Below are 23,590 nucleotides of genomic sequence, written 5' to 3'. Positions count from 1 at the left end.
GATGAGCTCCAGCTCCTCGATGCCCCGCATCCGCGGGTTCCGCCGATGCCGCAGTGCGCGCATGCGGGGTCCCATGCTCGGGCATACCTGCGAAAAAGATATCTCCCAACGCGGTCCGCGTCCATAGGTAATTGCGAAATCCTTGGAAAATGGCCGTTCCCGATTTTCCTGCATACAGGGATTTCCGTTGAGAGGCATCAATTCTGCGGGTAGTCGTCCTCGTCCAGGTGCGGCAGGTCCTCCGCGGCGGCCTGTTGACGGTCCTGGAGCACCTTGATGCCGCCGTCCACGTTGCGTTCCACCTTGTGCAGCTGTTCCATGAGGTCGTTCATCACGCCGATGCAGTAGCGGTCGGCGCCCTGCGTGAGGCGGTCGGCGTTGGCCTGCGCCTTGTCGAGGATCGAACGGGCGCGGTCGCGCGCCAGCTGCGTGACGTTCTCCTGGCCGGTGAGGAACTTCACCTGCTCGTCGGCCTGCGCGATCATGTCCTGCGCGCGGCTCTGCGCCGAGCTGATGATCATGTTCGCCTGCGACTGCGCGCTCTCGAGTCGCTGTTCCGCCGCCCGCATGAGCGCGGACGCGCGCTCCAGCTGGATCGGCAGCATTGCCTTGAGCGCCTCGAGCTGCTCGAGGAACTCGTCGCGGTCGATCTTCACCTGGCTGGGGGAGAACATGGTACCCTTCGCCTCGTTGAGACGTGCCTCCATCTGGTCGATTGTGTCGTAGACCGTCGTAAACTCCGCCTGGCTCGGGGTCTCCTCGGCGCCGTGGTGCTCGCGCAGGTCCGGCATGTTCTCCAGGGCGCGACGCTTGGCGGTCGCGCCGTCCTGTTCCTCGCGTGCTTCCTCGGCAGCCATTCGCCCTCCTATCGCTCAGCGCGCAATGCCGTTATCAATTTTGCCACGACATAGTCGGGAACCATGCCGGTGATGTCGCCGCCGTGTCGCGCGACGTCCTTGACCACCGAACTGGAGACGTGCTCGAGCACCGGGTCGGCCGGCAGGAACAGCGTCTCGACGTTGCCGAGCTTGCGGTTGACGAGCGCCATGCCCAGCTCCGCCTCGTAGTCGCCGTTCTGCCGCAGTCCCTTGACGATGACGGTGGCGCCGACGTGCTTGCAATAGTCGGTGATCAGTCCGTCGGTGGAGCTGACGATGACGTTCGTCACGCCGGCATCGGCGAGGACGTGACTGATGATGTCGACGCGCTCTTCCTCACTGAAGAGGGGCGTCTTCGCCGCGTTGACCGCGACGACGACGTGCACGGTGCTGAACAGGCGCGCGCAACGACGGATGACGTCGATGTGGCCGTCGGTGACGGGATCGAAGGATCCGGGGCAAACTGCAATGGTCATGTGCACTAGACTACGCAATCGACCGACTGGACACGGCGAATCGCGCAGCCAGCGGATTGTGCGATGGCCCTGCGACTAATATTATGGAGCGAACGGCAGCACACTTCTGACGGGGAGGACATCATGGACGATTTCGAGACAAGCACCGAGCCGGATTTCTCGACGGGCACCTCGGTCCTGGAACGACCGCAGGAGGACACGCAGGCGAAGCGTGACGACGGCGGCGACGCCGACCGTTTCGCGCATTACGTCTCGCGCGAGCGCATCGAGGAGTCGCGCCTGACGGGCCGCCCGGTGGTGGCCCTGTGCGGCAAGGTGTGGGTGCCGCGCCGCAACCCGAAGGACTACCCGGTGTGTCCGGAGTGCAAGAAGATCTACGAGGAGTATTCGGGCGCCATGTTCTAGGTCCCGGGCGCCTGTGCGTTGCCGATTCGCGTCGCTTTATTGCTTTTTGTTGCTTTCCAGTGTTAAAGCGGGCACCGGGACGGGGGCGTTTCCTGGATTAAAGCGGGCACCCGGTTGAAGAACCGAGAGTTCTTCAACCGGGTGCCCGCTTTAATCCAGGAAACGCCCCCGTCCCGGTGCCCGCTTTAACACTGGAAAGGCGTTCAACCCGGTGCCCGCTTTAATCCAGGAGGGCGCTGGGGCGGCGGAAGGCACGAGGCGGGGCCCGCGTCAGCGCAACGCGATCTCGTCGATCCTGGCGAGCTCCTCGGCGCTGAACCCGGTGTTCTCCATGGCGGCGATGTCGTCGAGGATCTGCTGGGGGCGCGAGGCGCCGACGAGCACGGAGGTGACGGCGTCGTCGTGCAGCAGCCACGCGAGCGACATCTCGGCGAGGGTCTGGCCGCGCTGCTGCGCGAGGTCGTTGAGGTCGCGAATCTGCTGCAGGCGGTCCTCGGTGAGCGCGTTCTCGTTGAGGAAGCGGTTGTCGTGGGCGATGCGGCTGTCTGCGGGCACGCCGTTGAGGTACCGGTTGGTGAGCAGGCCCTGGGCGAGCGGGGAGAAGGTGATCAGGCCCTTGCCCAGCTTCTTGGCCATGTCCTTGAGGCCGTTGCGCTCTACGGTGCGGTCGAAGATGTTGTAGCAGTTCTGGTTGATGATGAAGGGCACGTGCAGCTCGTCGAGGATCGCGGTGGCGCGTTCCAGCGTCGGGCCGTCGTAGTTGGACAGGCCAGCGTAGAGGGCGCGGCCGGAGCGCACGGCCTGCTCGAGCGCGCCCATCGACTCCTCGAGCGGCGTGTTCGGGTCCATGCAGTGGTGGTAGAAGATGTCCACGTACTCCAGGCCCATGCGTTCGAGCGACTGGTCGAGGCTGGCCAGCAGGTACTTGCGGCTGCCGCCGATGCCGTACGGGCCGGGCCACATGTCGTAGCCGGCCTTCGTGGTGACGATGATCTCGTCACGGTAGGGGGTGAGGAACTCGCGCATCATGCGGCCGAAGTTGCGTTCGGCGCTGCCGGCCTTCGGGCCGTAGTTGTTCGCCAGGTCGAACTGGGTGATGCCGTGGTCGAAGGCGCAGGTGACGGTCGCCTTCATCGAATCGTAGGTGTTGAGGTCACCGAAGTTGTGCCACAGGCCCAGGGAGATGCGGGGCAGCTGCAGGCCGCTGTCGCCGCTGCGCGCGTACTGCATGCGCTCGTAGCGCTTCGGGTCGGCCACGTAGATTCCGGGGATTTCGATCATGGGGTTCCTTTGGGTTTGGTCGTAAGTGATATCAAGGTTTGCATCGTTGCACAAAGGCGCTTCCAGCATACCGTTCGGTGCGGTCAGGAAGGTGACGTAGGCGTGGGCTACCAAGGCAGCGTCACCATCTGCGTGGGGATCACCGGGTCGCCCTTCATGAGCGACTGCGCGGTGATCGGCAGCTCCGCAAGCGCCTCCGCATGGTGCTTCTGCGCGTCCATGATGGCGTCATGGCCGGTGTAGGCGTCGTCGATCTGCCCATGGTCCACGAAGTCGACGAGCAGGTTGCGCCAGCCGTCGCCGGGTTCGAAGCAGTCCAGCTCGGCGACGGGGCCGGAGACCACGTGCTCGCATTCGGCCAGCGAATACTCGTAGGAGCGGTACGCCAGCTTGCGGCCGGGCACCGTCGCCTTGTCCTTCGACTTCTTCGCCACCGGCTGCATCCGCCCATCGTCGCCGGTGCGCTCCACCAGCTTGTACACCATCGAGCAGGTAGGCGAGCCCGAGCCGGTGACCAGCTGCGTGCCCACGCCGTAGGAGTCGACGGGCGCGGTCTGCAGGGACGCGATCGCGTACTCGTCGAGATCGTTGGTCACGGTGATCTTCGTGTTCGTGGCGCCCAGCGCGTCCAACTGGTTGCGCACGCGCTGCGCCAGCGACGCCAGGTCGCCGGAGTCGATGCGCACGCCGCCGAGCTCCGGGCCGGCGACTTCCACGGCCAGCTTGACCGCCTGCTCGATGTCGTAGGTGTCGACCAGCAGCGTGGTGTTGCGGCCGAGCGCGGCGATCTGCGACTCGAAGGCGGCGCGCTCCGAGTCGTGCACGAGCGTGAAGGCGTGCGCGGCGGTGCCGATGGCCAGCAGGTCGTAGAGTTTCGCCGCCAGCAGGTTCGCGGTGCCGCGGAAGCCGCCGACGATGGAGGCGCGCGCCGCCGCCACGGCCGCCCACTCGTTGGTGCGCCGGCCGCCCATGTCCATGCAGGGGCGGCCCTTGGCGGCGCTGGTCATGCGGCTGGCGGCGGCGGCGACCGCGGAGTCGTAGTTGAGGATGGACAGGATGAGCGTTTCCAGGAGCGTGCACTCGCCGAACTTGCCCTCGACCTGCAGGACGGGGGAGTCGGGGAAGTAGACCTCGCCCTCGCGGTAGCCGCGGATCGTGCCCGTGAACTCGAAACGCTCGAGGTAGTCGATGGTGGACTTGTTCACGATGTGGCGGTCCGCCAGGAAGCGCAGGTCGTCCTCGGCGAAATGGAAGTCCTTGAGCGCCTCGAGGAGGCGGCCGGTGCCGGCGAGCACGCCGTAGCGCCGGTTCTGGGGCAGGTGGCGGGTGAAGACCTCGAAGACGCAGTCGCGGTTCGCGGTGCCGTCCTGCAGGGTGGCGTCGAGCATCGTGTATTCGTACATGTCGGTCATCAGCGGCGCGTTGTAGTCGAGCACGGTCTGTCTCCTTCGTTGGGATGCGGCGGGCATGGGCATGTCGCGTGTTTCGTCCAAGCGTAGTCGGTCCGTGGGCCATTGCGCCCGGGCGTGGCATGGCGGAGGCACCCCGCCACCCGGTATGCTGGTGCCATGCGTTTTGTTGCGGGAATCTGGCGGCTGCTGACGGCCGCGCTCGGCATCTGGGCATTGAAGACGGTGTGGGGACTGCCCCATGTGTGGACGTACGTGAACGTGCAGTGCACCGTGCTCATCGTCTTCGTGATGCTGTGGTCCTCGGCGGCGAGCCTCATCCATGGCCAGCAGCCGCCGGCGTGGCTCAAGGGCGGCGTGACCGTCTACGCGCTGCTGCTCGTGGTCGGCTCCCTGACCGTGATCCCCTCGGCGCCGCTGGACGTGGCGTCCGTGCCGGTCATGCGCCTGGTGGGACTGGGCGTGCCGGCGCTCATGCACTGGGTGGTGCCGGGCATGGTGATTCTTGACTTCCTGCTCTTCGACCCGCACCACCGCCTCAAGGCCCTGGACGTGCTCGTCTGGCTCATCTACCCGGCTGCCTACGTGGGATTCCTGCTCGTCCGCGGCACGTGGATGCCGCATGCGGGCCCCGGCATGGGCGGCAGCTCCTACCCGATGGCCTTCCTCGACCCCACGCTGCTGGGATGGTCCCAGTTCGGGGTGTCCTGCCTCAAGGTGGCGGCCGCCACCCTCGCCCTGGGGGCGGTGTTGTGCCTCCTGGACCGTGCGATGCCCGAACGGCCCGTGCTGGGCGCCGCCTGAGGGCCGTTTTCCGGCGAAAACGACTCTCCGAAGCCAATCTCGCCTTTCCCGCCTTTCCGTGGGCCGCTGTTGCACCCTTCCGCTCCCCGCTTGGCGCGCTGAGGGCGGAAGGGCGGCCTGTGCGCCTACTATCTATGGGTAGCGAACGGAACGAAGCTAAGGAAGAACCGTGGAAATCAAGGATCTGCTGACCGAGAAGACCGTCATCCGCCCCGACGGGCGTGCCGTGGACGAACTGCGCCCCGTGAAGATCACGCGCAGCTTCACCGACATCCCCGAAGGCTCCGTGCTCATCGAATGCGGCAACACGCGCGTCATGTGCACCGCCACCTTCACTCCGGGCGTGCCGCGCTGGCGCAAGGACAGCGGCCTGGGATGGGTCACCGCCGAATACTCCATGCTGCCGCGCGCCACCGCCGAACGCACCGACCGCGAATCCGTCCGCGGCAAGGTCGGCGGCCGCACCCACGAGATCAGCCGCCTCATCGGCCGCTGCCTGCGCGGCGTGGTCGACATGAAGGCGCTGGGCGAGAACCAGATCCAGCTCGACTGCGACGTGCTCCAGGCCGACGGCGGCACCCGCACCGCCTCCATCACCGGCGCCTACGTCGCCCTCGTCGAGGCGTTGCGCTGGGCCGAGAAGCAGCGCAGGATCCGCAGCGCCGAACGCGTGCTCAAGGACAGCGTCTCCGCCGTCTCCGTCGGCATCATCAACGGCCACCCCATGCTCGACCTGCCGTACATCGAGGACAGCCAGGCCATGACCGACATGAACGTCGCCATGACCGGCTCCGGCGAGTTCATCGAGATCCAGGGTACCGCCGAACATCGCCCCTTCTCCCGCGACGAACTCAACGTGCTGCTCGACCTGGCGACCAAGGGCAACAGGGAACTCCAGGCCATCCAGCGCACCGCGCTCGCCGGCGCCGCCAGCTGACCCGCCCGCCGCACGTCACCGACCCCACACAAGGAGCACGCATGAAGATCGTCGTCGCCACCCACAACGAAGGCAAACTCACCGAAATCCGCAACATCCTCGCCGAACAGCTCGGCGGCCGCGCCGAGGGCATCGAACTGGTGTCCGCCGGCCAGCTCGGCCTGCCCGACCCCGTCGAGGACGGCACCACCTTCCAGGACAACGCGCTGCTCAAGGCGCGTTTCGTCGCCGCGCAGACCGACCTGCCCGCCATCGCCGACGACTCCGGCCTCATCGTCGACGTCATGGGCAACGCGCCCGGCATCCTCTCCGCCCGCTGGAGCGGCACCCACGGCGACGACGCCGCCAACAACCGCCTCCTGCTCGCCCAGATCGCCGACATCCCCGACGACGCGCGCACCGCACGCTTCCGCTGCGCCGCCGCGCTCGTCGTGCCCGTCACCGACGACGGCGACGGCCTCGGCGAATTCCACGAAACCGTCGCCGTCGGCGAAATGGCTGGCCAGATCGTGCACGCGCCCCACGGCGCCAACGGCTTCGGCTACGACCCGATCTTCATGCCCGACGACCAGCCCGAACGCGCGCAAGCCGACGGCGAACTGCTCACCTCGGCCGAAATGACGCCCGAAGAGAAGAACGCCATCTCCCACCGCGGCAAGGCGCTGCGCGCGCTCATGCCCGCCGTCGAGGCGATCCTGTGAGCGAACGGACATCGGCACGCATGCGACAGTTCTCCTGCACCCTCCTGACCGCCGAGGAATTCGCGGCCTTCGCAGCCCGGGCACCCCACGGTAACTTCCAGCAGACGACCATGATGGGCGACCTGCGCGCCGGCGACGGCACCCAGGTCGACTACATCGGCGTGCGCGAGCGCGGCCGGCTCGTCGCCGCCGCGCTCCTGTGCACCGTCAAGTCCGCCGTCTCCGCCTTCAGCGCCGTCTACGACGGGCCGTTATGCGACCTTGACGACCGCGAGCTGACCGTCTACCTGATGGACGCGCTCGCCGCCTTCGCCCGGAAGCAGCGCGGCGCCGTGCACCTCGACGTCACCCCCGAACAGCCCTACCGGCTGCGCGACGGCGACGGCGAGGCCACGGACGGCGACCCCGACCAGGCGATGATGGACAACCTGGCGGCCGCACGCATGGAACACCAGGGCTTCACGCGCGGCTACACCGCGGTGCCGCGCTGGCGGTTCGTCAAGGACCTCGACGGCATCGCAGACGGCACGCAGCTGCTCAAGTCCTTCAGCAAACGCACCCAGTGGAGCGTCAAGCGCGCGAAGTCCATGGGCGTCGAAGTGCGCAGCATCGGCCTCGACGAGCTCGACACCTTCGCCCGCATCGAACAGGACACCGCCGAGCGCCGCCATTTCGCCTACCGCGGCGAGGAGTACTTCCGGCGCTTCGCACAGGCCTTCGGCGACGACGCGCATTTCCTCGTGGCGCAGATCGACACCGCGCGGGGCGTGGACGCCATGGAACGCAAGGTCGCCGGCCAGCAGGCCAAGGTGGACACGCTCACGGCGAAGATCGAGCGGCACGACACCACCAAGCTGCGCCGTCAGCTGGCGGAGGAAAGCAGCAACCTCAAGGCCGCGCACAAGCGGCTCGACGAGGCGCGTGCGCTGGCGGCGAAGGGCGACATCATCCCGGTGGCGGCGTCGATGTTCGTGACCGTGCCGCAGGAGACCGTCTACCTGTTCTCCGGCAGCGTGGAGGAGTACAAGCCGTACTACGCCTCCGCGCTCATCCAGTACGAGGCGATGCTGCGCTACTGCGTGGAGCGTGGCGTGCCGCGCTACAACTTCTATGGCATCGACGGCGTCTTCGACGACCCGGACAGCGAGGGCCGCGGCGTGCTGGAGTTCAAGCAGGGCTTCAACGGCCGGGTCGAGGAACTGCCCGGCGAGTTCATCCGCGTACTTCGCCCCGGGCGTTATCGTCTGCTTCAGTTGGCTCACGGCGTAGTCGACAGGGTACGACGCTAGCATTGCTTCCCAAACGGGCCCGTCGCGTGGTGTCGCACGCGTGCCTTCGGGCGCGCCTCCGTGTTCCGGCGCGAGGGCCCTCCGCGAGGGTTCACCGAGCCCTCTCCCCAGGAAGCAAGGACATGACTACAGCATTGGCGCCGCGTGCGCTGACCGATTCCGAATTCAGCGACCTGGCGGCCCGCGCCGCCGACGGCAATTTCCAGCAGACCCTGCACATGCGCGACCTGGCGCACGCCCACGGCATGGACACTTCCTTCGTGGGGATCGTGGACGGTGCCGGGACGCCCGTGACGGGCGCGATGGTCGTTTACACCCATTCGCGGCTGGGCGACGAAGGCTCCATCTGGGCCGGCCCCCTGGGCGACATGGACGACGCCGCCACGGTGCGCGCCCTGACCGAGGCGATCGTCTCGGACGCACGGCACCACCATGCGGTCGACGTCAACGCATGGCCCGTGCACCCCTACCGCTCCCACCGCTCCGACGGTTCCGCGGACGGCGCCCCGGACGCCGCACTCATGCGGGCCTTCGGCGCGGCCGGGTGGCAACACCACGGCTTCGACACCGGCTATGGCACCGTCATCAACCGCTGGGTCTACGTCAAGGACCTCGACGGCATCGAGGACGAGGAGTCGCTCCTCGCGTCCTACTCCAAGCGCACCCAGTGGAGCGTCAAGCGGGCCCGCTCCAGCGGCGTCATCGTGCGCGAGGTCGGCGAGGACGAGCTGGGCACCTTCGCCCGCATCGAACAGGACACCGCCAACCGGCGCAATTTCGCCTTCCGCGGCGAGCAGTACTTCCACGATTTCGCGCACGCCTTCGGCGACGACGCGCACTTCCTCATCGCCTCCATCGACACCGCCGCCTACCTGGAGCAGATGGAGCGGCGCAGCGCGGAACTGCAGCAGCTCGTCGACGGACTCACGGCGAAGATCGCCCGGCGCGAGACGACGAAGCTGCGCCGTCGGCTCAACGAGGAAAGCAGCAACCTGGCGGCGGCGAACAAGCGGCTGGCGAGCGCCCGCGCCCTGCGCGAACGCGGCGACCTGCTGCCCGCCGCCTGTTCGCTGTTCGTGGACACCCCGCAGGAGACGGTCTACCTGTTCTCCGGCAGCGAGGAGGAATTCAAGCCTTTCTACGCCTCCGCGCTCATCCAGCACGAGGCGATGCTGCGCTACTGCGTGCGCCGTGGCGTGCCGCGCTACAACTTCTATGGCATCGACGGCGTCTTCGACGACCCGGACAGCGAGGGCCGCGGCGTACTGGAGTTCAAGCAGGGCTTCAACGGCCGGGTCGAGGAGCTGCCCGGCGAGTTCACGATCCCCGTCGGCAAGTTCCGCTTCATGGTCAGGAAGGCGCTGGAGTCGGTGCGCCGCTAGCGGCGGGTCACAGTACGCCGGCGGCGATGAGCTGGTGGGCGCCGGTCATCAGCCCCAGGCTGATGACCGCGGTCACCGAGAGCGAAAAGCCGGCGAGTCTCGCGTTGCCGAGCACCTCGTCGGTGAACAGCGTGGAGAAGACGGCGATGGGTGCCAGGCAGCACATCATCGTTGCCTCGCGCACCGTCGCGTCGAAAGGCAGCAGCGTCCACGCGCACCAGGCGAACAGGAGCGCGAAGGGCAGTCGCCACGCCAGCACGCGCAGGACGGCGACTACGTCCGCGCGGCTTTCGGGCAGGTCCATGAGCATGCCCACCATGAGCATCGAGACGAGCGCGTTCGCATTGGCGAAGGGCGCGAACAGGTCGGTCAGCCAGCCGGGCAGCGAGATGCCCGCAGCCGTCAGCGCGATCATCACCACGTAGGTGTCGAAGGGCACCGAGCCGACGAAGCCGCGCAGCACGGTACGCCGCAGCGCGCGGCGGTGCAGCCGGCGCGCGTCGCGGTCGGTGGGCGGCGTGAACGACATGGTCGGCGAGTCGCTGCGCGTCAGCGGCTTGCCTGGTTCGATGTGCAGGAGGGTCTGCGTCATCACGTTCGTGCCGGCGGCCACCATGATGCAGTTGCCGATGTCGAACATCGCCGCCGGCACGACCGCCTGCGTGCCCAGGAACACCTGCACCACCGGGAAGCAGAAACAGCCGATGTTCAGCCCGGAGCCGTTGAGCATGAGGAACGCGCGTTGCGCCACCGGCGTACGTCGGGTGCTCAGGAAGATCGTCGCCACGGGGATGAACGCCACGATGAAGCCGAAGGCGGACAGCCACAGCAGGGAGATGTCGTGCGGGTTCCTGGCGAAGGAGTAGACGATCGCCCCGGGCAGCACCAGGTCGAAGAGCGCCACCTGCAGGACGCGGTAGTCGCGCTGGCCGAACAGGCCGCGCCGCTTGAACAGGTAACCGGCAAGGATGATGCACAGCAGGGCGATGGGTTGGAGCATATGGCCATAGTGTAGTGAGGAGTGGCGGCGGCCGGTGTGGTGTCGGTCGTGTGCCGCTGCCGACACGCGGGTATTGCGCAACAGTTGGCCATCGCGTATACTCATCTTTTTGTGCGGCAGTGCACATGCCACTTTAGCTCAGTCGGTAGAGCGGCTCACTCGTAATGAGCAGGTCGACAGTTCGATTCTGTCAAGTGGCTCCATCCCACCCTAGGCGCTCGCCTAGGGTTTTGTTTTCCGCGTACCAAACCGGCGGGGAAGACCACGGGGTGCGCGCGAGTGGCGTAATCGGTAGCCGCGCAGGATTTAGGTTCCTGTGACGAAAGTCGTGTGGGTTCAAGTCCCATCTCGCGCACATGACGAACGGTTTCGACGACTTCTACGCCATCATCCCCGCCGGCGGCACCGGCACGCGCCTGTGGCCGCTGTCCCGCGAGGACAAGCCGAAATTCCTCTACGACCTGCTCGGCCAGGGGCGCACGCTCATCCAATCGACCTTCGACCGGCTGGCGACCATCGCCGGCGTCGACCACGTGTGCATCTCCACCGGCGAACGGCACGTCGCCGCCGTGCGCGAACAACTGCCCGAAGTCGACTCCGGACATATCTTCGCCGAACCGTCGCCGCGCGACTCGACGGCCGCGATCGCGCTCGCCACGGCCGTGCTCGCGCGCCGACACGGCGGCGACATCATCGTCGGCTCCTTCGCCGCCGACCACGTGATCCGCGGCAAGGTCGCCTTCATCGAGGCAGTGCGCCAGGCGGTCGCCACGGCGCGCGCCGGGTACGTCACGACCATCGGCATCGCCGCGTCCCGCCCGTCCACCGCCTTCGGCTACATCCACGAGGGCACGTCACTGGCGGAACAGGTGCCCGACGCCCCCAGCGCGGTGCTGGTCGAACGCTTCGTCGAGAAACCGAACGCGGTCACCGCGCAGGCGTACCTGTCCACCGGCGAATACCGCTGGAACGCCGGCATGTTCGTGATGCGCGCGGACACGCTGCTCGACCACCTGCGCGCCGCCAAGCCGCAGCTGGCGCACGCGATCGACGCCATCGCCGAGGCGATCTGCGACGACGACCGCGCCCATGACGCCGCCGTCGCCGCGGCCGTGGAGCGCGGCGAGAACCCGCGCGAGACCGTCGACCGTGCCGACTTCCGCGAACGGCAGGACGAGGCGATGGGCCGCTGGTGGCCGTCGATGGAGAAGATCGCCTTCGACTATGCCGTGGCCGAACCGCTGTCCGTGGCGGGCGGCGTGGCGATGGTACCCGGCGACTTCGGCTGGGACGACATCGGCGACTTCAACTCGGTGGCCGCGCTGCTGCCGAGCGTCAACGAGCGCAACATCAAGGTGCTGGGGTCGGTCGACGACGTGGAGATGCTCGACTCCGCCGGCGACGTGGTGGTGCCGTCGGGCAGCCGCACGATCGCCTTGCTCGGCGTGAACGACATGGTGGTCGTCGACACTCCCGACGCATTGCTGATCGCCCCGCGCGCACGCAGCCAGGAAGTCAAGGCGATGGTGAGGCATCTGGAGCAGTCGGGGAGGGAGGAGCTGCTGTAGGGGGTGCTGTGGGGTGCTGCAGGGCTCGGTGGGGGCGTTGGGCCGCACCCTGACTGGGCTTTGGTGCGGGCGTGATGTCGTAGGGGGCATATGGGGGCGTTGCGGTCCTTTGTGGTTGCTTCCGCTTCAGAAATTGTTCATTTTTCGAACAAAATCTCAAGGGAGACCTACCGCAATGGGGAGCTTGGCCTCCATCCGGTGCCCGCACGGGCTGAGTGTCGCATTTTGTGGGTATGGTTGTGGTTTTGTGAGGCCTTGCGAACGGTTGCTGACCGCGCGGGGCTTCAGATGGATGACGAAAGGCCCCATAAATCATGGCTATCAATCCCCCCGTTGACGCCACCAAGACCGAGGCTTGGGCCGAGCTGCAGAGCGTGTACGACCAGATGCAGGCCGAAGGCGTGGACCTCAAGAAGTGGTTCGCCGAGGACGAGAATCGTGTCGAGCAGCTGTCCTTCGACGCTGGCACCCTGCACTTCGACCTGTCCAAGAACCTGATCAAGCCGGAGATGCTCAAGGTCTTCGCACAGCTGGCCGACGAGGTCAAGCTCGCCGAGCGCACCGAGCAGATGTACACCGGCGTGCACATCAACAACACCGAGGACCGCGCCGTGCTGCACACCGCGCTGCGCCGCCCCGCCGAGGACGAGGGCAAGTATGTCGTCGACGGCCAGGACACCGTCAAGGACGTGCGTGAGACCCTCGAGCGCATGTACGCCTTCGCCGAGCAGGTCCGCAAGGGCGAGTGGAAGGGCGTCACCGGCAAGGAGATCGACACGGTCGTCAACATCGGCATCGGCGGCTCCGACCTGGGCCCCGTCATGGCGTACGAGGCGCTCAAGCCCTTCGCCGACGCCGGCATCAAGGCACGTTACGTGTCCAACATCGACCCGAACGACATCGCCGAGAAGACCCGCGACCTCGACCCGGAGACCACTCTGTTCGTGGTCGTCTCCAAGACCTTCGGCACCCTCGAGACCCTGACCAACGCCCGTGAGGCGCGCGCCTGGCTGCTCGAGGAACTGCAGGCTTCCGGCGCCATCGACGGCTCCGACGCCTCCAAGTCCGAGGCCGTCGAGAAGCACTTCGTCGCCGTCTCCACCAACTTGGAGCGCGTTGCCGAGTTCGGCATCGACCCGAAGAACGCCTTCGGCTTCTGGGACTGGGTCGGCGGCCGCTACTCCGTCGACTCCGCCGTCGGCCTGACCCTGGCCATCGTGTTCGGCCCGGCCCGCTTCGAGGAGTTCCTCAACGGCTTCCACCAGATCGACGAGTACTTCAGGAACACCCCGTTCGAGAAGAACGTCGTGGTGCTCATGGGCATGCTCAACGTGTGGTACCGCAACTTCTTCAAGGTCGCCTCCCACGCCGTGCTGCCGTACGACCAGTACCTGCACCGCTTCCCGGCCTACCTGCAGCAGCTGACCATGGAGTCCAACGGCAAGTCCGTGCGCTGGGACGGCACCCCGGTGACCTGCGAGACCGGCGAGATCTTCTGGGGCGAGCCCGGCACCAACGGCCAGCACGCCTTCTACCAGCTGATCCACCAGGGCACCCAGCTGATCCCGGCCGACTTCATCGCCTTCGCGAACACGCCGAACCCGCTCAAGGACGGCGACCAGGACATGCACGAGCTGCTCCTGGGCAACTATTTCGCGCAGACCAAGGCCCTCGCCTTCGGCAAGACCGCCGACGAGGTGCGCGCCGAGGGCACGCCCGAGGACATCGTCCCGGCCCGCGTGTTCACCGGCAACCGTCCGACGACCTCGATCATGGGCGTGCGTCTCGACCCGTTCGCGCTCGGCGAGCTCATCGCCCTGTACGAGCACATCACCTTCGTCGAGGGCACCGTCTGGGGCCTCGACTCCTATGACCAGTGGGGCGTCGAGCTGGGCAAGCAGCTCGCCAAGGAGATCACCCCGGCGATCTCCCAGGACGACGACGCCCTGGCCGCCCAGGACGAGTCCACCCGCAGCCTGATCAACTTCTACCGCAAGGTGCGCGAGTTCTGATCCCACTGGCCTGACTGGCTGACTGACAGGGGCGCCCGCCGTGATTTCACGGCGGGCGCCCCTGTCGTGATGTTGGGCATGGGACTTGCCCATGGGTAGGTCCAGGCTGGAGGGTGACACATTTTTTGGCGTCAGGAAATCGTGTAGGTCTCCAGACGACACAATTTGGGTTTGTGCAGCCTGGAGGCATACACATTTTGAGGCGTCGGGAAAAATGTGTCCTTCGGGGCACCCGCTTGGGGCCCGGATTGCGGGCGGGCAATGGGCAGCTAGGATACGGGGCAGTGTCCCGCCCCGCTGGCCACCCCCTCCACTAGGATGGTGCGTTGCTGTGCCGGGGGATGGTTCGGCCGCATACCGCCGTTCCCCACCAGGTCCAGCCGGGCTTGACTCCCGGCGGATTGGCACGCCCGCGGGACGCCACTGGGCATCCTGCGCATGAGCAGAACGAGGCCCGCCCAGCCGGTCGGCCCCCAACCCTAGCGCTGATATGCGGCAGCGAACGAGGAACACCATGGTTAACGTTATTGAGGCATTCGACGCCAAGCACATGAAGCCTGCCGAGGAGATCCCGGCCTTCCGTCCCGGCGACACCGTCGACGTGAACGTGAAGATCAAGGAAGGCAACAACTCCCGTATCCAGACCTTCACCGGCGTGGTCATCGCCCGCCAGGGTGCCGGCGTGCGCGAGACCTTCGTCGTGCGCAAGATCAGCTTCGGCACCGGCGTGGAGCGTCGCTTCCCGCTGCACTCCCCGTCCATCGACTCCATCAAGGTCGTGCGTCGCGGCAAGGTGCGTCGCGCCAAGCTGTACTACCTGCGCAACCTGCGTGGCAAGGCCGCTCGCATCGTCGAGCGTCGCGACAACACCGCCAAGTGATCGTCGCCCATGCCTGAACGAGGCCCGGCACCCGCTGCCGAGCCTCGTTTTTTTGCGCCTACGGCAAGGAATCTTCCACGATTGGTGAAGAAACCGCGCTCTTACTGCCGACTGCCGTCCCGGTGTCCTAGAATAAGGACCGTTGACTGTTCCGCCCAACGTCAGGAGCGCAATGCGCAAACAAGCCGAGCATGCCCGCCAGTTGGGCACCGATGCCGCCGACAAGAACCCCGAGACCCTCAGCTGGCGCGACCTGCTGCTGTGGTGCGCCGTGCCGGTGATCATCGTGCTGTTGCTGCGCTGGCTGCTCTTCGGCATGTACGTCATCCCATCGAGGTCGATGGAAAACACCATCATGCCCGGCGACCGCGTGCTCACCACCAAGCTGTCGCCGCGGCCGATCGAGCTCAAGCGCGGCGACATCGTCGTCTTCAAGGACCCCGCCAACTGGCTGGCCGACGAGACCGGCCAGCGCGGCGACTACCTCATCAAACGACTGATCGGCATGCCCGGTGACATCGTGCAGTGCGACGGTAACGGCGCGCCGGTGACCATCAACGGCGTGGCGATTGACGAGTCGTCCTACCTCAAGCCTGGCGTGGAGCCCAGCAACTTCGCCTTCAAGGTGGAGGTGACCGCCGACCACGTCTTCGTGATGGGCGACAACCGCGCCAACTCCTCCGACTCGCGCTACCATTCCAACGACGGGGACGGCGGCCTCGTGCCCATCGGCGACGTGGTGGGCGTGGCGTTCATGCGCTACTGGCCGCTCAACCGGATCGGCTGGCTGAGTGCGCACCACGAGGTGTTCGCAGACGTACCCGACCGCGTGACGAGCAGCGGGCAGTAGGTTCCCGATCCCTCGTGACTTTTTCGCGCCATGGGCGTCATGCGCGGCCGTCGGCCCTCGCGGCAACCGGAAAGGAGCCAACGATGGAAACCCCGAACTTCGAACTCGAGCACGCATTGGCCGGGGACGGCTTCGACCTGGTGGTCGGTTTCGACGAGGTGGGCCGCGGCTCGCTGGCTGGCCCCGTGATGGTCGGCGCAGCCGCCTTCCTGGCAGGGTCGCTCAAGGGCGCCGAACGCAATGTGCCGGCAGGGCTCAATGATTCCAAGCTGCTGACCGAGCATCGGCGCGAAGCCATGTTCGATGCGCTGGCGGCCTGGTGCGACGGGTATGCGATCGGGTCGGCAAGCAACGAGGAAATCGACGAATGGGGCATCTCCCACGCCCTGGGCATCGCGGCCCTGCGTGCCTTGGAACAGGTGGAGCGACAGCTGGGGGAGCGGCTGCGGGGACCCGGCGTCGGCGGTGGCGATGTGCGGCAGGGAGGTGCGGACGGTGGGACCACGGTCGGGGCCGGCCGGAAGGGTGGAGTTGTCCGCCTCGGTCCTTCCAAGGAGCAAAACCCGGCGGCGGCCGAGGGCACGGGGCGCGGAACGGGGACCCGACGCGGTAACGCACCGTCCCGTCGCCTCCATGCGGACAGCGTGGCCATCCAGCCGGAATTCGGGCTGGCCGTGGATGGGATTCCCGGGGAATCCACCGGGAATGTGGACGATGCCGGGCCTTCCGTCCACACCGGGGCCGACGCTTGGGCCGGCATCCGCGTCGGGGCGATCCTGGACGGTCCTCACGACTACATCACCAAGGCGCTCGGCACCTTCGAGGCACCCGACGTGCCCGTGCCGGCCCACGTGGTGACCAAGGTGAAGGGCGACCGCGCCTGCTCCAGCGTGGCCTGCGCCGCTGTATTGGCGAAGGTGACCCGAGACCGCCTCATGGAGAAACTGGGTGAACGCCCGGAATATGCGGTCTACGGATGGCAGCGCAACAAGGGCTACGGCTCCAAGGAGCATCGGGACGCCATTGCCTCCCACGGGCCGAGTGACCTGCACCGCATTTCCTGGAAGCTGACCTGAGGATCTATCCACAATTTGCGTGTGGATACTGTGGGCGACGCGCCGAAACCATCCACATATCCACAATCGGAGCCCTATCGGTTTGCAGGTCAAGCCAGAAATCCTTACCGTAGCGTCATGCAAGATGACGAAGACTATCGGAACTACGATCACGAACTTGCCAAGTGCAAGATCGAGACCGTGGCGGCATGCCACGCATTCGAGGGCAACCATCGGTTCAAGCGCCCCTATGTGTATGGGCTGATGAGTGCTCTGCAACTGCTGGGCATCGAGCTGCCAATATTCGAATCTGCCGTGTTGCAGTCCTTTTCGAAGGACAAGCATCAGGTGGTTGTGCCGACTCTCGACCAACGCTTGGGGCGCAGCACCAAGCGTGGCGGTGAGATTCGCAGTTTTGCTTGGAATCTTCCTTTGGATACGGTGGAAGTAAGCGAGGGCATCACGTGCACGTCACCGGTGTGCACGTGGACCATGCTTGCACAATGGTTGTCCTTTGAGGAACTCGTTCTGCTCGGCTACGCCATTCGGCGACGCAAACCCCTTCACCCGCCGGTAGAGCGCGAAGATTTCGAAGACTACATGGACAGGGTTGCAGCGGCATGCCAGGCACAAGGGCGTAGGCTTCCCAAGGGGATGCGATCTTGCCGACTGGCATTGCCGCTCATCCACGGTGGTACGGATTCCCGGCAGGAGGCCCGGTTGATCCTTGCGTTGTTGTGCCATGGCTTGCCTCTGCCGGCACGGAATGCGACCATGCAGGCATGGGATGGCAGTGTGTTTTCCTTGGATGCCGCCTACCCCGAGGCAAGGCTGGCAGTCGAATATGATGGCAAGTTCCATAGGGAGCAATGGCAAGAAGATTCCGATCGACGTGCCCTCATCGAGGAAACCGGATGGATATACGTGCAAGTGACGGAAGCCTTGTTCGCTGCCGAAGGCCGGCAGGCCATGTTGGTGGAACGGTTGGCCGCCCTTTTGGCTGAACGTACGGGAATCCAGTATGACACCACGTCGGTGCTGTCCCTGGAAGAATTGGCAAAGGCATGCCGTAGACGGGATATCGCGCTTGGACGTCGAAAGATTCCGCATTCGGGACCTCCGACACCGGCGCCGGAAGGGGTGGTGAAGCCATATAGGCCTTCTCCCGGTGAAATTACGGTCAGTGATGAGTGGATTGACGTGGCTTGATGCAAACTTGCCACACCCGCTGTCGTTGAGAGATATCAAATTCGGGGGTATGGGCAAGTATGCGTCTGCGAGAGGCTTGATATTCCGCCATTCTTTTCAGGCCATACTTGCCCATACCCCCGAATTTGATATCTCTCAACGAAACCAACCACGTAATGCTTCCGGAACGACTTCGGAAATGGCCCTTGGGAACGGATGCGCCACCCCTCTGGGAGAGGTTTTCGCCGATGAGGGGGGGGGCGGATGTACGTGAGCATAGCGGTATGCCTCTCGGAGCGGTCTCTTATCTGTCTCTTGTCTCATCCTCGAGGCGGATGAGGCCTCCTCATTCATCCCCCGGGCCGATGCTGCCGCCGTGAATCCGCGCATATCTTGGCAAGCATGAACACCACATATACCAATGCACCCGGCACCGCCGCCAATCCCAGCCCCAACAACCCCGCTGCCACCCAGACGGCACCCCACCCCGGAGCCTCCCCGTCACCGAACGCATCCGCGCCAGCTCCGTCCCCGCATGCAACCACGTCGATACCCGCACCCTCAACCACCTCTCTCCGCCAGGCAGTCCTCCAGGCCGCCGATCTCGTCATGGACTACACCGCTTCCATCACCAAGGCCCACACCGCCCATGCGGTGGCCGGCGCAGGGCCCGCGCTCATGCCGGGCGCCCAGCCGCTCGCTCTCAACCACGTGAACTTCGCGCTCGCGGAAGGGGAGAGCGTGGCCATCATGGGCCCCTCCGGCTCCGGCAAGACCACGCTGCTGCAATCCCTCGCCGGCATCATCAAGCCCACCGCCGGCACCGTCACCTTCCGGGGCTCCAACCTGGAGACCATGAGCGACGCGGACCGCACGCGCCTGCGCCGCAACGCCTTCGGTTTCGTATTCCAGTCCGGCCAGCTCCTGCCCGAACTGCCTGCCGTGGAGAACATCGCCTTGCCGATCATGCTCGGCGGCGTCCCCTACGCCCAGGCCACCAACCACGCCATGGCATGGCTCGACCGCATGGGGCTGCGCGCCCTGATGAACCAGCGACCCGGCGAAATGAGCGGCGGCCAGATGCAACGCGTGGCCATCGCCCGCGCCCTGTGCGTGAACCCGGCGGTCATCTTCGCGGACGAACCCACCGGCGCCCTGGACCAGAACACCGGCCACGAGGTGATGCGCCTGCTTATGGACGCCGCCCACGCCAACCACGCCGCCGTGCTGCTCGTCACCCACGACCCCAACGTCGCCTCCTACTGCTCGCGTACCGTCCATATGCGCGACGGCATGATCCTGGAAGAGAGGTAGCCATGGTCACCTACACCCTTCCCCTGGTCTTTTCCGTCCTTGCCCTGATCCTCTCCGTGGGCGCATCCATGAAAGGCAAGTAATCCCATGAATCCTGCCACCGACACCACACAGACCCAAACCACCCCGACCACCTCCAAGTCCACCATGTCCACCTTCGCCCTCTGGCGCCTCTTCCACCGCTCCGACACCCGCACCCGCTCCACCAACACCAACCCCACCGACTCCACCACCCTCCTCGCCGTCATTGCCTTCGCCGCGGCCACCGCCATCTTCCTCACCGTGCTCGGCGGCCTCCACGGCTTCATCTGGCGCGCGAGCCCCGACCACACCGTGCGGTGCCTGGTCGACCCCGACCACTGCCTGACGCAATCCACCCCCTTCTTCACCGGCGACATGGAAGACACCGCCTCGCTCTACGTGATCCTGGCCCTGTTCGCCTGCCTCCTGCTCCTCGTGCCCTTCGTCGCCCTGGCCGGCTCGGCCGCCCGTCTGGCCGCCTCCCGCCGCGACGAACGCCTCGCCACCCTGCGCCTCGTGGGCGCCACCACCGCCCAGGTCACCCGCCTGACCGCCTTCGACGCCATGCTCCAATCCGTCACCGGCGCCCTCATCGGCGTGGCCGGCTACTTCGCCATCATGCCCCTCATCATGCTCCTGAACTTCCAGGACGCCCACTTCACCTTCGAACAGCTCTGGGTAGGCCCCTGGGCGCTCATCGGCACCGTCGTCGGCGTGGCCGTCCTCTCCCTCGTCTCCGCCCTGCTCACCCTGCGCCGCGTGGCCATCACCCCGCTCGGCGTCACCGCCCGCGCCTCCCAACCCATGCCCGGCAAGTGGCGTGCCATCATCTTCATGGCCGGCGTCCTCATCGCCTTCACCGTGCTGAAAAACCTCGGCCAGCTCGTGCAATCCCAAGTCGTGGCCATCGCCGTCGTCATCGTCTTCATCGTCGGCTGCTTCGCCCTGGTCAACCTCGTCGGCTGCTTCGCCGTGTCGGCCCGAGCCCGTGCCCTGGCCCGCCACCCGAAGGACGCCGCCACCATGCTCGCCGCCCGCCGCATCCTCGACAACCCCAAGCGCGCCTGGCGCAACGTCTCCGGCATCGCGCTCGCCGTCTTCATCGCCGGCATCACCTCGATCTGCGGCTACGTGGGCACCACGGACAGCAACGGCGACCAGGTCATGGCCACCGTGATGCGCGACATCGGCACCGGCGGCATGCTCACCCTGGTCTTCGCCGCCGTCCTCGCGGCCGTCAGCTCCGGCGTCATGCAGTCCGCCAGCGTGATCGACCAGGCCCCCGAATACCGCATGCTCGTCCTGGAAGGCACCGACGAACGCACCCTCGCCCGCGCCCGCTACCGTGAGGTCCTCAGCCCGCTGAACACCGTGGTCGTCCTGACCATGGCCTGCTCCGTCTTCCTCATGATCCCCTTGCTGGCCAGCGCGATGACCGAACCCGCCACCATGCTGACCTTCGTCGCCGGCGTCGCGCTGTGCTACGCGCTCGTGCTGGTGGGTGCGCTCGCGGCGAACCGCACCGCCGCGCGCCTCAACCGCCGCCGCGTGCGCGCCGACGACTGACTAGCTGAGCACGGCGGCGATGATGGCGATGAAGATCGGGCTCGTCACCGTGCTCACCAGGATGCCGTCACGCGCGAACTGCAGGCCGACGTTGTAGCGCGCCGCGTAGTTGTACACGTTCTGCCCGGTCGGCAGCGCGGCGAGCACGACGCAGGCGTAGAGCACCGGCCCGCGGAAGCCCATCATGAAGTAGGCGAGCAGGAACGCGACGATCGGCATGACGACGTTCTTGAGCACCGCGACCGTGATGATGGCCGGGCGGTCACCCTTCTCCTGCATCGGCCGGGTGCCGTGCAGCGACATGCCGAAGGCCATGAGGATCATGGGCACGGCCGCGTCACCGATCATGGAAATCGGCGTGCGGATGTAGTCCGGCACCACCGCGAAACCGAACTTCGCGTTGACAAACGAGACGAGGATGCCGAGCACGGTGCCGATGAGCAGCGGCTGGTGCAGCGGCTGCTTGAGGATCGCCTTGAGCGAGACCTTGCCCTTGGTGGTGACGTCGAGCACGGTGAGCCCGACCGGCGTGAACAGTGCCTGTTGCATGACGAGGATCGGCGCGACGAGCGCGGGGTTGCCGAGGATGTACGTGGCGATGGGCAGGCCGATGTTGTTCGAGTTGAGGTACAGCGAGTTGAGCGCGCCGATAGTGGCGTCCGGCGCCTTGAGATGGAAGTACAGGCGATTGAGAATGAGGAAGATGACGCCGACGGCCATGGCGGATAGGAAGGCGACGACGATGGAGGGGTGGAAGATCTCGGTGATCTTCTCGTCGGCGAGGATGTCGAACATGAGGCAGGGACTGGCGACGAAGAAGCTCAGCCGGTTGAGCACGTGCTGCGCCTGGGGACCGCCGATGCGCATGCGTGCCGCCACATAGCCGACACCGATGACGATGCCGATGACGCAGAATCCTTCCATCGCGCTGATCAAGCCCGGCATCGTGTGTCTCCTTCCGCATGCGCTCTCCGGTCCAGTCTGCCGTATCCTCTAGAAATTGTTCATTTTTTTGAACAAAATCTAGGGCGAGAGCAGGCCGCACAGCGGCCTCTCGCCCTAGATTTTGTTCAAAAAAATGAACAATTTCTAGAGGGGTGCGGAGGGTGCCGCGTACCATAAGGCCCCAGTACCGCACCGCCAACACCAAGGACCCGCCATGCCCGACCAGATGACCATCACCTTCGACCCGACCGCTCCCGAGCAGGAATCCCTCAACAGCCTCATGACCCAGATCATGGAGGTCTACTCGGTCAGCGGCGAGGAACGCGAGCTGACCGACATGGTCGAAGACTTCCTCAAGACCCACGCCCCGCACCTGACGGTCCGCCGCCATGGCGACACCCTCGTGGCCTCCACCGACTTGGGCCGCGACCGCCGAGTGGTCCTCGCCGGCCACCTGGACACCGTGCCCGTCATCGACAACTTCCCACCGCGCTGGCTCGAGCCCGGCGACCCGCTCATCCGCGAGGAGATCGCCGCCGCCCACCCGGGCGAGCGAGTGCTCTGGGGACGCGGCGCCACTGACATGAAGGGCTCCGACGCAGTCCTGCTCCACCTGGCCGCCACCCTCACCGACCCCGCCTACGACCTGACCTTCGTCTTCTACGACCATGAGGAGGTCTCCGCCGAACACAACGGCCTGCGCAAGGTGGCGGAAACGCATCCCGACTGGATCGAGGGCGACTTCGCGATCATCGGCGAACCGACCGACTGCGGTATCGAAGGCGGCTGCAACGGCACCATGCGCTTCGACGTGGTCGTGCACGGCACTGCCGCCCACTCCGCCCGCGCCTGGATGGGCGACAACGCCATCCACAAGGCCGCCGAAGTCCTGAACCGCCTCAACTCCTATGAGAACCGTGCCATCGAAGTGGACGGCCTGACCTACCGGGAGGGCCTCAACGCCACCCTCATCTCCGGCGGAAAGGGCACGAACGTGATCCCCGACGAGTGCCGCATCCACGTGAACTACCGCTTCGCCCCGGACAAGAGCATCGAGGAGGCCAAGGCCCTCATGATGGGTGCCGACGCCGGCGCCGAATTGGGCAACGGCGAACACGTGGCCACCGGCGGCGTCTTCGAGGGCTTCGGCATCGAGATGAAGGACGAGTCGCCCAGTGCCCGTCCCGGCCTGACCGACCCGCTCGCGCAGTCGCTGGTCGCCCTGGTCAAGGAGCGTACCGGCCGTGACCCGCTGCCCAAGCTCGGTTGGACCGACGTCGCCCGCTTCTCGCAGCTCGGCGTGCCCGCCGTGAACCTGGGCGCCGGCAGCCCCCTGCTCGCCCACAAGCACGACGAGCAACTCCCCGAGACTGACCTGACCCTGATGGCCGACCTGCTGAAGGACTGGCTGGGCGCGTGACGCCCACCGTGGCGTTGTTCCTGCTAGAAATTGTTCATTTTTCTGAACAAAATCTAGGGCGAGAGCAGGCCGCAAAGCGGCCGCTCGCCCTCTAGATTTTGTTCAGAAAAATGAACAATTTCTAGCAGGAACAACGCCACTGGCGCACGGACCACTCCCTGTGTCATACTTATGAATTGGTGGTTCCTGCAAAACCACCGCGCATCCGA

At 66.1% G+C, this 23,590-nt stretch carries 21 protein-coding genes and 2 tRNA genes; 17 read left to right on the top strand and 6 right to left on the bottom strand.

Annotated features, from left to right (window positions below):
• Positions 1 to 197: 197 nt before the first annotated feature.
• Positions 198 to 857, bottom strand: coding sequence for a hypothetical protein (locus BCUN_RS06095; RefSeq protein WP_051920866.1), 660 nt, complete (start codon positions 855 to 857; stop codon positions 198 to 200).
• Between the two features lie 8 nt (positions 858 to 865).
• Complete coding sequence (gene coaD / locus BCUN_RS06090) at positions 866 to 1,354, bottom strand: pantetheine-phosphate adenylyltransferase (protein ID WP_033518548.1); 489 nt, start codon at positions 1,352 to 1,354, stop codon at positions 866 to 868.
• A gap of 123 nt (positions 1,355 to 1,477) precedes the next feature.
• Between coaD and BCUN_RS06085 the strand changes: the two genes are divergently transcribed.
• A complete protein-coding gene (locus BCUN_RS06085) occupies positions 1,478 to 1,759 on the top strand; it encodes a DUF3039 domain-containing protein (protein ID WP_033518546.1) in 282 nt (93 codons plus the stop codon).
• Positions 1,760 to 2,029: 270 nt separating this feature from the next.
• Here the strand turns inward: BCUN_RS06085 and BCUN_RS06080 are convergent, their stop codons facing one another.
• On the bottom strand, positions 2,030 to 3,040 hold the full coding sequence (locus tag BCUN_RS06080; RefSeq protein ID WP_033516273.1) for an aldo/keto reductase: 1,011 nt from the start codon (positions 3,038 to 3,040) through the stop codon (positions 2,030 to 2,032).
• Positions 3,041 to 3,147: 107 nt separating this feature from the next.
• Complete coding sequence (locus BCUN_RS06075; protein ID WP_081895584.1) at positions 3,148 to 4,509, bottom strand: nicotinate phosphoribosyltransferase; 1,362 nt, start codon at positions 4,507 to 4,509, stop codon at positions 3,148 to 3,150.
• A 99-nt stretch (positions 4,510 to 4,608) separates the two neighbouring features.
• Between BCUN_RS06075 and BCUN_RS06070 the strand changes: the two genes are divergently transcribed.
• The 5 genes from BCUN_RS06070 (at position 4,609) to BCUN_RS06050 (ending at position 9,562) form a co-directional block, all read left to right on the top strand.
• A complete protein-coding gene (locus BCUN_RS06070) occupies positions 4,609 to 5,253 on the top strand; it encodes a Pr6Pr family membrane protein (protein ID WP_033516271.1) in 645 nt (214 codons plus the stop codon).
• 169 nt (positions 5,254 to 5,422) lie between these two features.
• Positions 5,423 to 6,190, top strand: coding sequence for a ribonuclease PH (gene rph / locus BCUN_RS06065; RefSeq protein WP_033516270.1), 768 nt, complete (start codon positions 5,423 to 5,425; stop codon positions 6,188 to 6,190).
• A gap of 41 nt (positions 6,191 to 6,231) precedes the next feature.
• Positions 6,232 to 6,891 carry an RdgB/HAM1 family non-canonical purine NTP pyrophosphatase gene (gene rdgB, locus BCUN_RS06060; RefSeq protein WP_033516269.1) on the top strand — a complete coding sequence of 220 codons (660 nt, stop codon included), beginning with the start codon at positions 6,232 to 6,234 and terminating at the stop codon, positions 6,889 to 6,891.
• A 20-nt stretch (positions 6,892 to 6,911) separates the two neighbouring features.
• Complete coding sequence (locus BCUN_RS06055) at positions 6,912 to 8,180, top strand: aminoacyltransferase (protein ID WP_033516274.1); 1,269 nt, start codon at positions 6,912 to 6,914, stop codon at positions 8,178 to 8,180.
• Between the two features lie 122 nt (positions 8,181 to 8,302).
• Positions 8,303 to 9,562 (top strand): peptidoglycan bridge formation glycyltransferase FemA/FemB family protein, encoded by a 1,260-nt coding sequence (locus BCUN_RS06050; protein WP_033516268.1) that lies wholly within the window; start codon positions 8,303 to 8,305, stop codon positions 9,560 to 9,562.
• A gap of 7 nt (positions 9,563 to 9,569) precedes the next feature.
• Here BCUN_RS06050 and BCUN_RS06045 read toward each other — a convergent pair whose 3' ends face one another.
• Positions 9,570 to 10,562, bottom strand: coding sequence for an AEC family transporter (locus tag BCUN_RS06045; protein ID WP_033516267.1), 993 nt, complete (start codon positions 10,560 to 10,562; stop codon positions 9,570 to 9,572).
• Between the two features lie 127 nt (positions 10,563 to 10,689).
• Between BCUN_RS06045 and BCUN_RS06040 the strand changes: the two genes are divergently transcribed.
• From BCUN_RS06040 to BCUN_RS05995, 10 genes are all read left to right on the top strand, one after another.
• A tRNA-Thr gene (locus BCUN_RS06040) sits at positions 10,690 to 10,765 on the top strand.
• Between the two features lie 70 nt (positions 10,766 to 10,835).
• Positions 10,836 to 10,917, top strand: a tRNA-Leu gene (locus tag BCUN_RS06035).
• 1 nt (position 10,918) lies between these two features.
• Positions 10,919 to 12,130 (top strand): mannose-1-phosphate guanylyltransferase, encoded by a 1,212-nt coding sequence (locus BCUN_RS06030; protein ID WP_033516266.1) that lies wholly within the window; start codon positions 10,919 to 10,921, stop codon positions 12,128 to 12,130.
• Between the two features lie 314 nt (positions 12,131 to 12,444).
• A complete protein-coding gene (gene pgi / locus BCUN_RS06025) occupies positions 12,445 to 14,142 on the top strand; it encodes a glucose-6-phosphate isomerase (RefSeq protein ID WP_033516265.1) in 1,698 nt (565 codons plus the stop codon).
• A gap of 514 nt (positions 14,143 to 14,656) precedes the next feature.
• On the top strand, positions 14,657 to 15,022 hold the full coding sequence (gene rplS, locus BCUN_RS06020) for a 50S ribosomal protein L19 (protein WP_033516258.1): 366 nt from the start codon (positions 14,657 to 14,659) through the stop codon (positions 15,020 to 15,022).
• Between the two features lie 172 nt (positions 15,023 to 15,194).
• On the top strand, positions 15,195 to 15,872 hold the full coding sequence (gene lepB, locus BCUN_RS06015) for a signal peptidase I (protein ID WP_081895575.1): 678 nt from the start codon (positions 15,195 to 15,197) through the stop codon (positions 15,870 to 15,872).
• 83 nt (positions 15,873 to 15,955) lie between these two features.
• Complete coding sequence (locus BCUN_RS11865) at positions 15,956 to 16,948, top strand: ribonuclease HII (RefSeq protein WP_033516257.1); 993 nt, start codon at positions 15,956 to 15,958, stop codon at positions 16,946 to 16,948.
• 117 nt (positions 16,949 to 17,065) lie between these two features.
• The gene (locus tag BCUN_RS06005; RefSeq protein ID WP_051920865.1) at positions 17,066 to 18,136 is read left to right on the top strand and encodes a hypothetical protein; all 1,071 of its coding nucleotides are present in this window, start codon (positions 17,066 to 17,068) and stop codon (positions 18,134 to 18,136) included.
• Positions 18,137 to 18,517: 381 nt separating this feature from the next.
• On the top strand, positions 18,518 to 19,429 hold the full coding sequence (locus BCUN_RS06000; protein WP_081895574.1) for an ABC transporter ATP-binding protein: 912 nt from the start codon (positions 18,518 to 18,520) through the stop codon (positions 19,427 to 19,429).
• 147 nt (positions 19,430 to 19,576) lie between these two features.
• Positions 19,577 to 21,016 (top strand): FtsX-like permease family protein, encoded by a 1,440-nt coding sequence (locus tag BCUN_RS05995; protein ID WP_033516261.1) that lies wholly within the window; start codon positions 19,577 to 19,579, stop codon positions 21,014 to 21,016.
• Here the strand turns inward: BCUN_RS05995 and BCUN_RS05990 are convergent, their stop codons facing one another.
• Positions 21,017 to 21,961 carry an AEC family transporter gene (locus tag BCUN_RS05990; RefSeq protein ID WP_033516256.1) on the bottom strand — a complete coding sequence of 315 codons (945 nt, stop codon included), beginning with the start codon at positions 21,959 to 21,961 and terminating at the stop codon, positions 21,017 to 21,019.
• Positions 21,962 to 22,175: 214 nt separating this feature from the next.
• On the opposite strand from BCUN_RS05990, the gene dapE reads away from it, so the two are divergent.
• Positions 22,176 to 23,381: a succinyl-diaminopimelate desuccinylase gene (gene dapE / locus BCUN_RS05985; RefSeq protein ID WP_033516255.1), complete on the top strand. Its 1,206-nt coding sequence runs from the start codon at positions 22,176 to 22,178 to the stop codon at positions 23,379 to 23,381.
• Positions 23,382 to 23,590 lie beyond the last annotated feature (209 nt).

Origin of the sequence: Bifidobacterium cuniculi (genome assembly GCF_000741575.1) — a bacterium.
GTDB classification, from domain to species: Bacteria; Actinomycetota; Actinomycetes; order Actinomycetales; family Bifidobacteriaceae; genus Bifidobacterium; species Bifidobacterium cuniculi.
The sequence above is the reverse complement of the archived record's forward strand: the minus strand, read 5'-3'. Positions and strand labels throughout refer to the sequence as shown.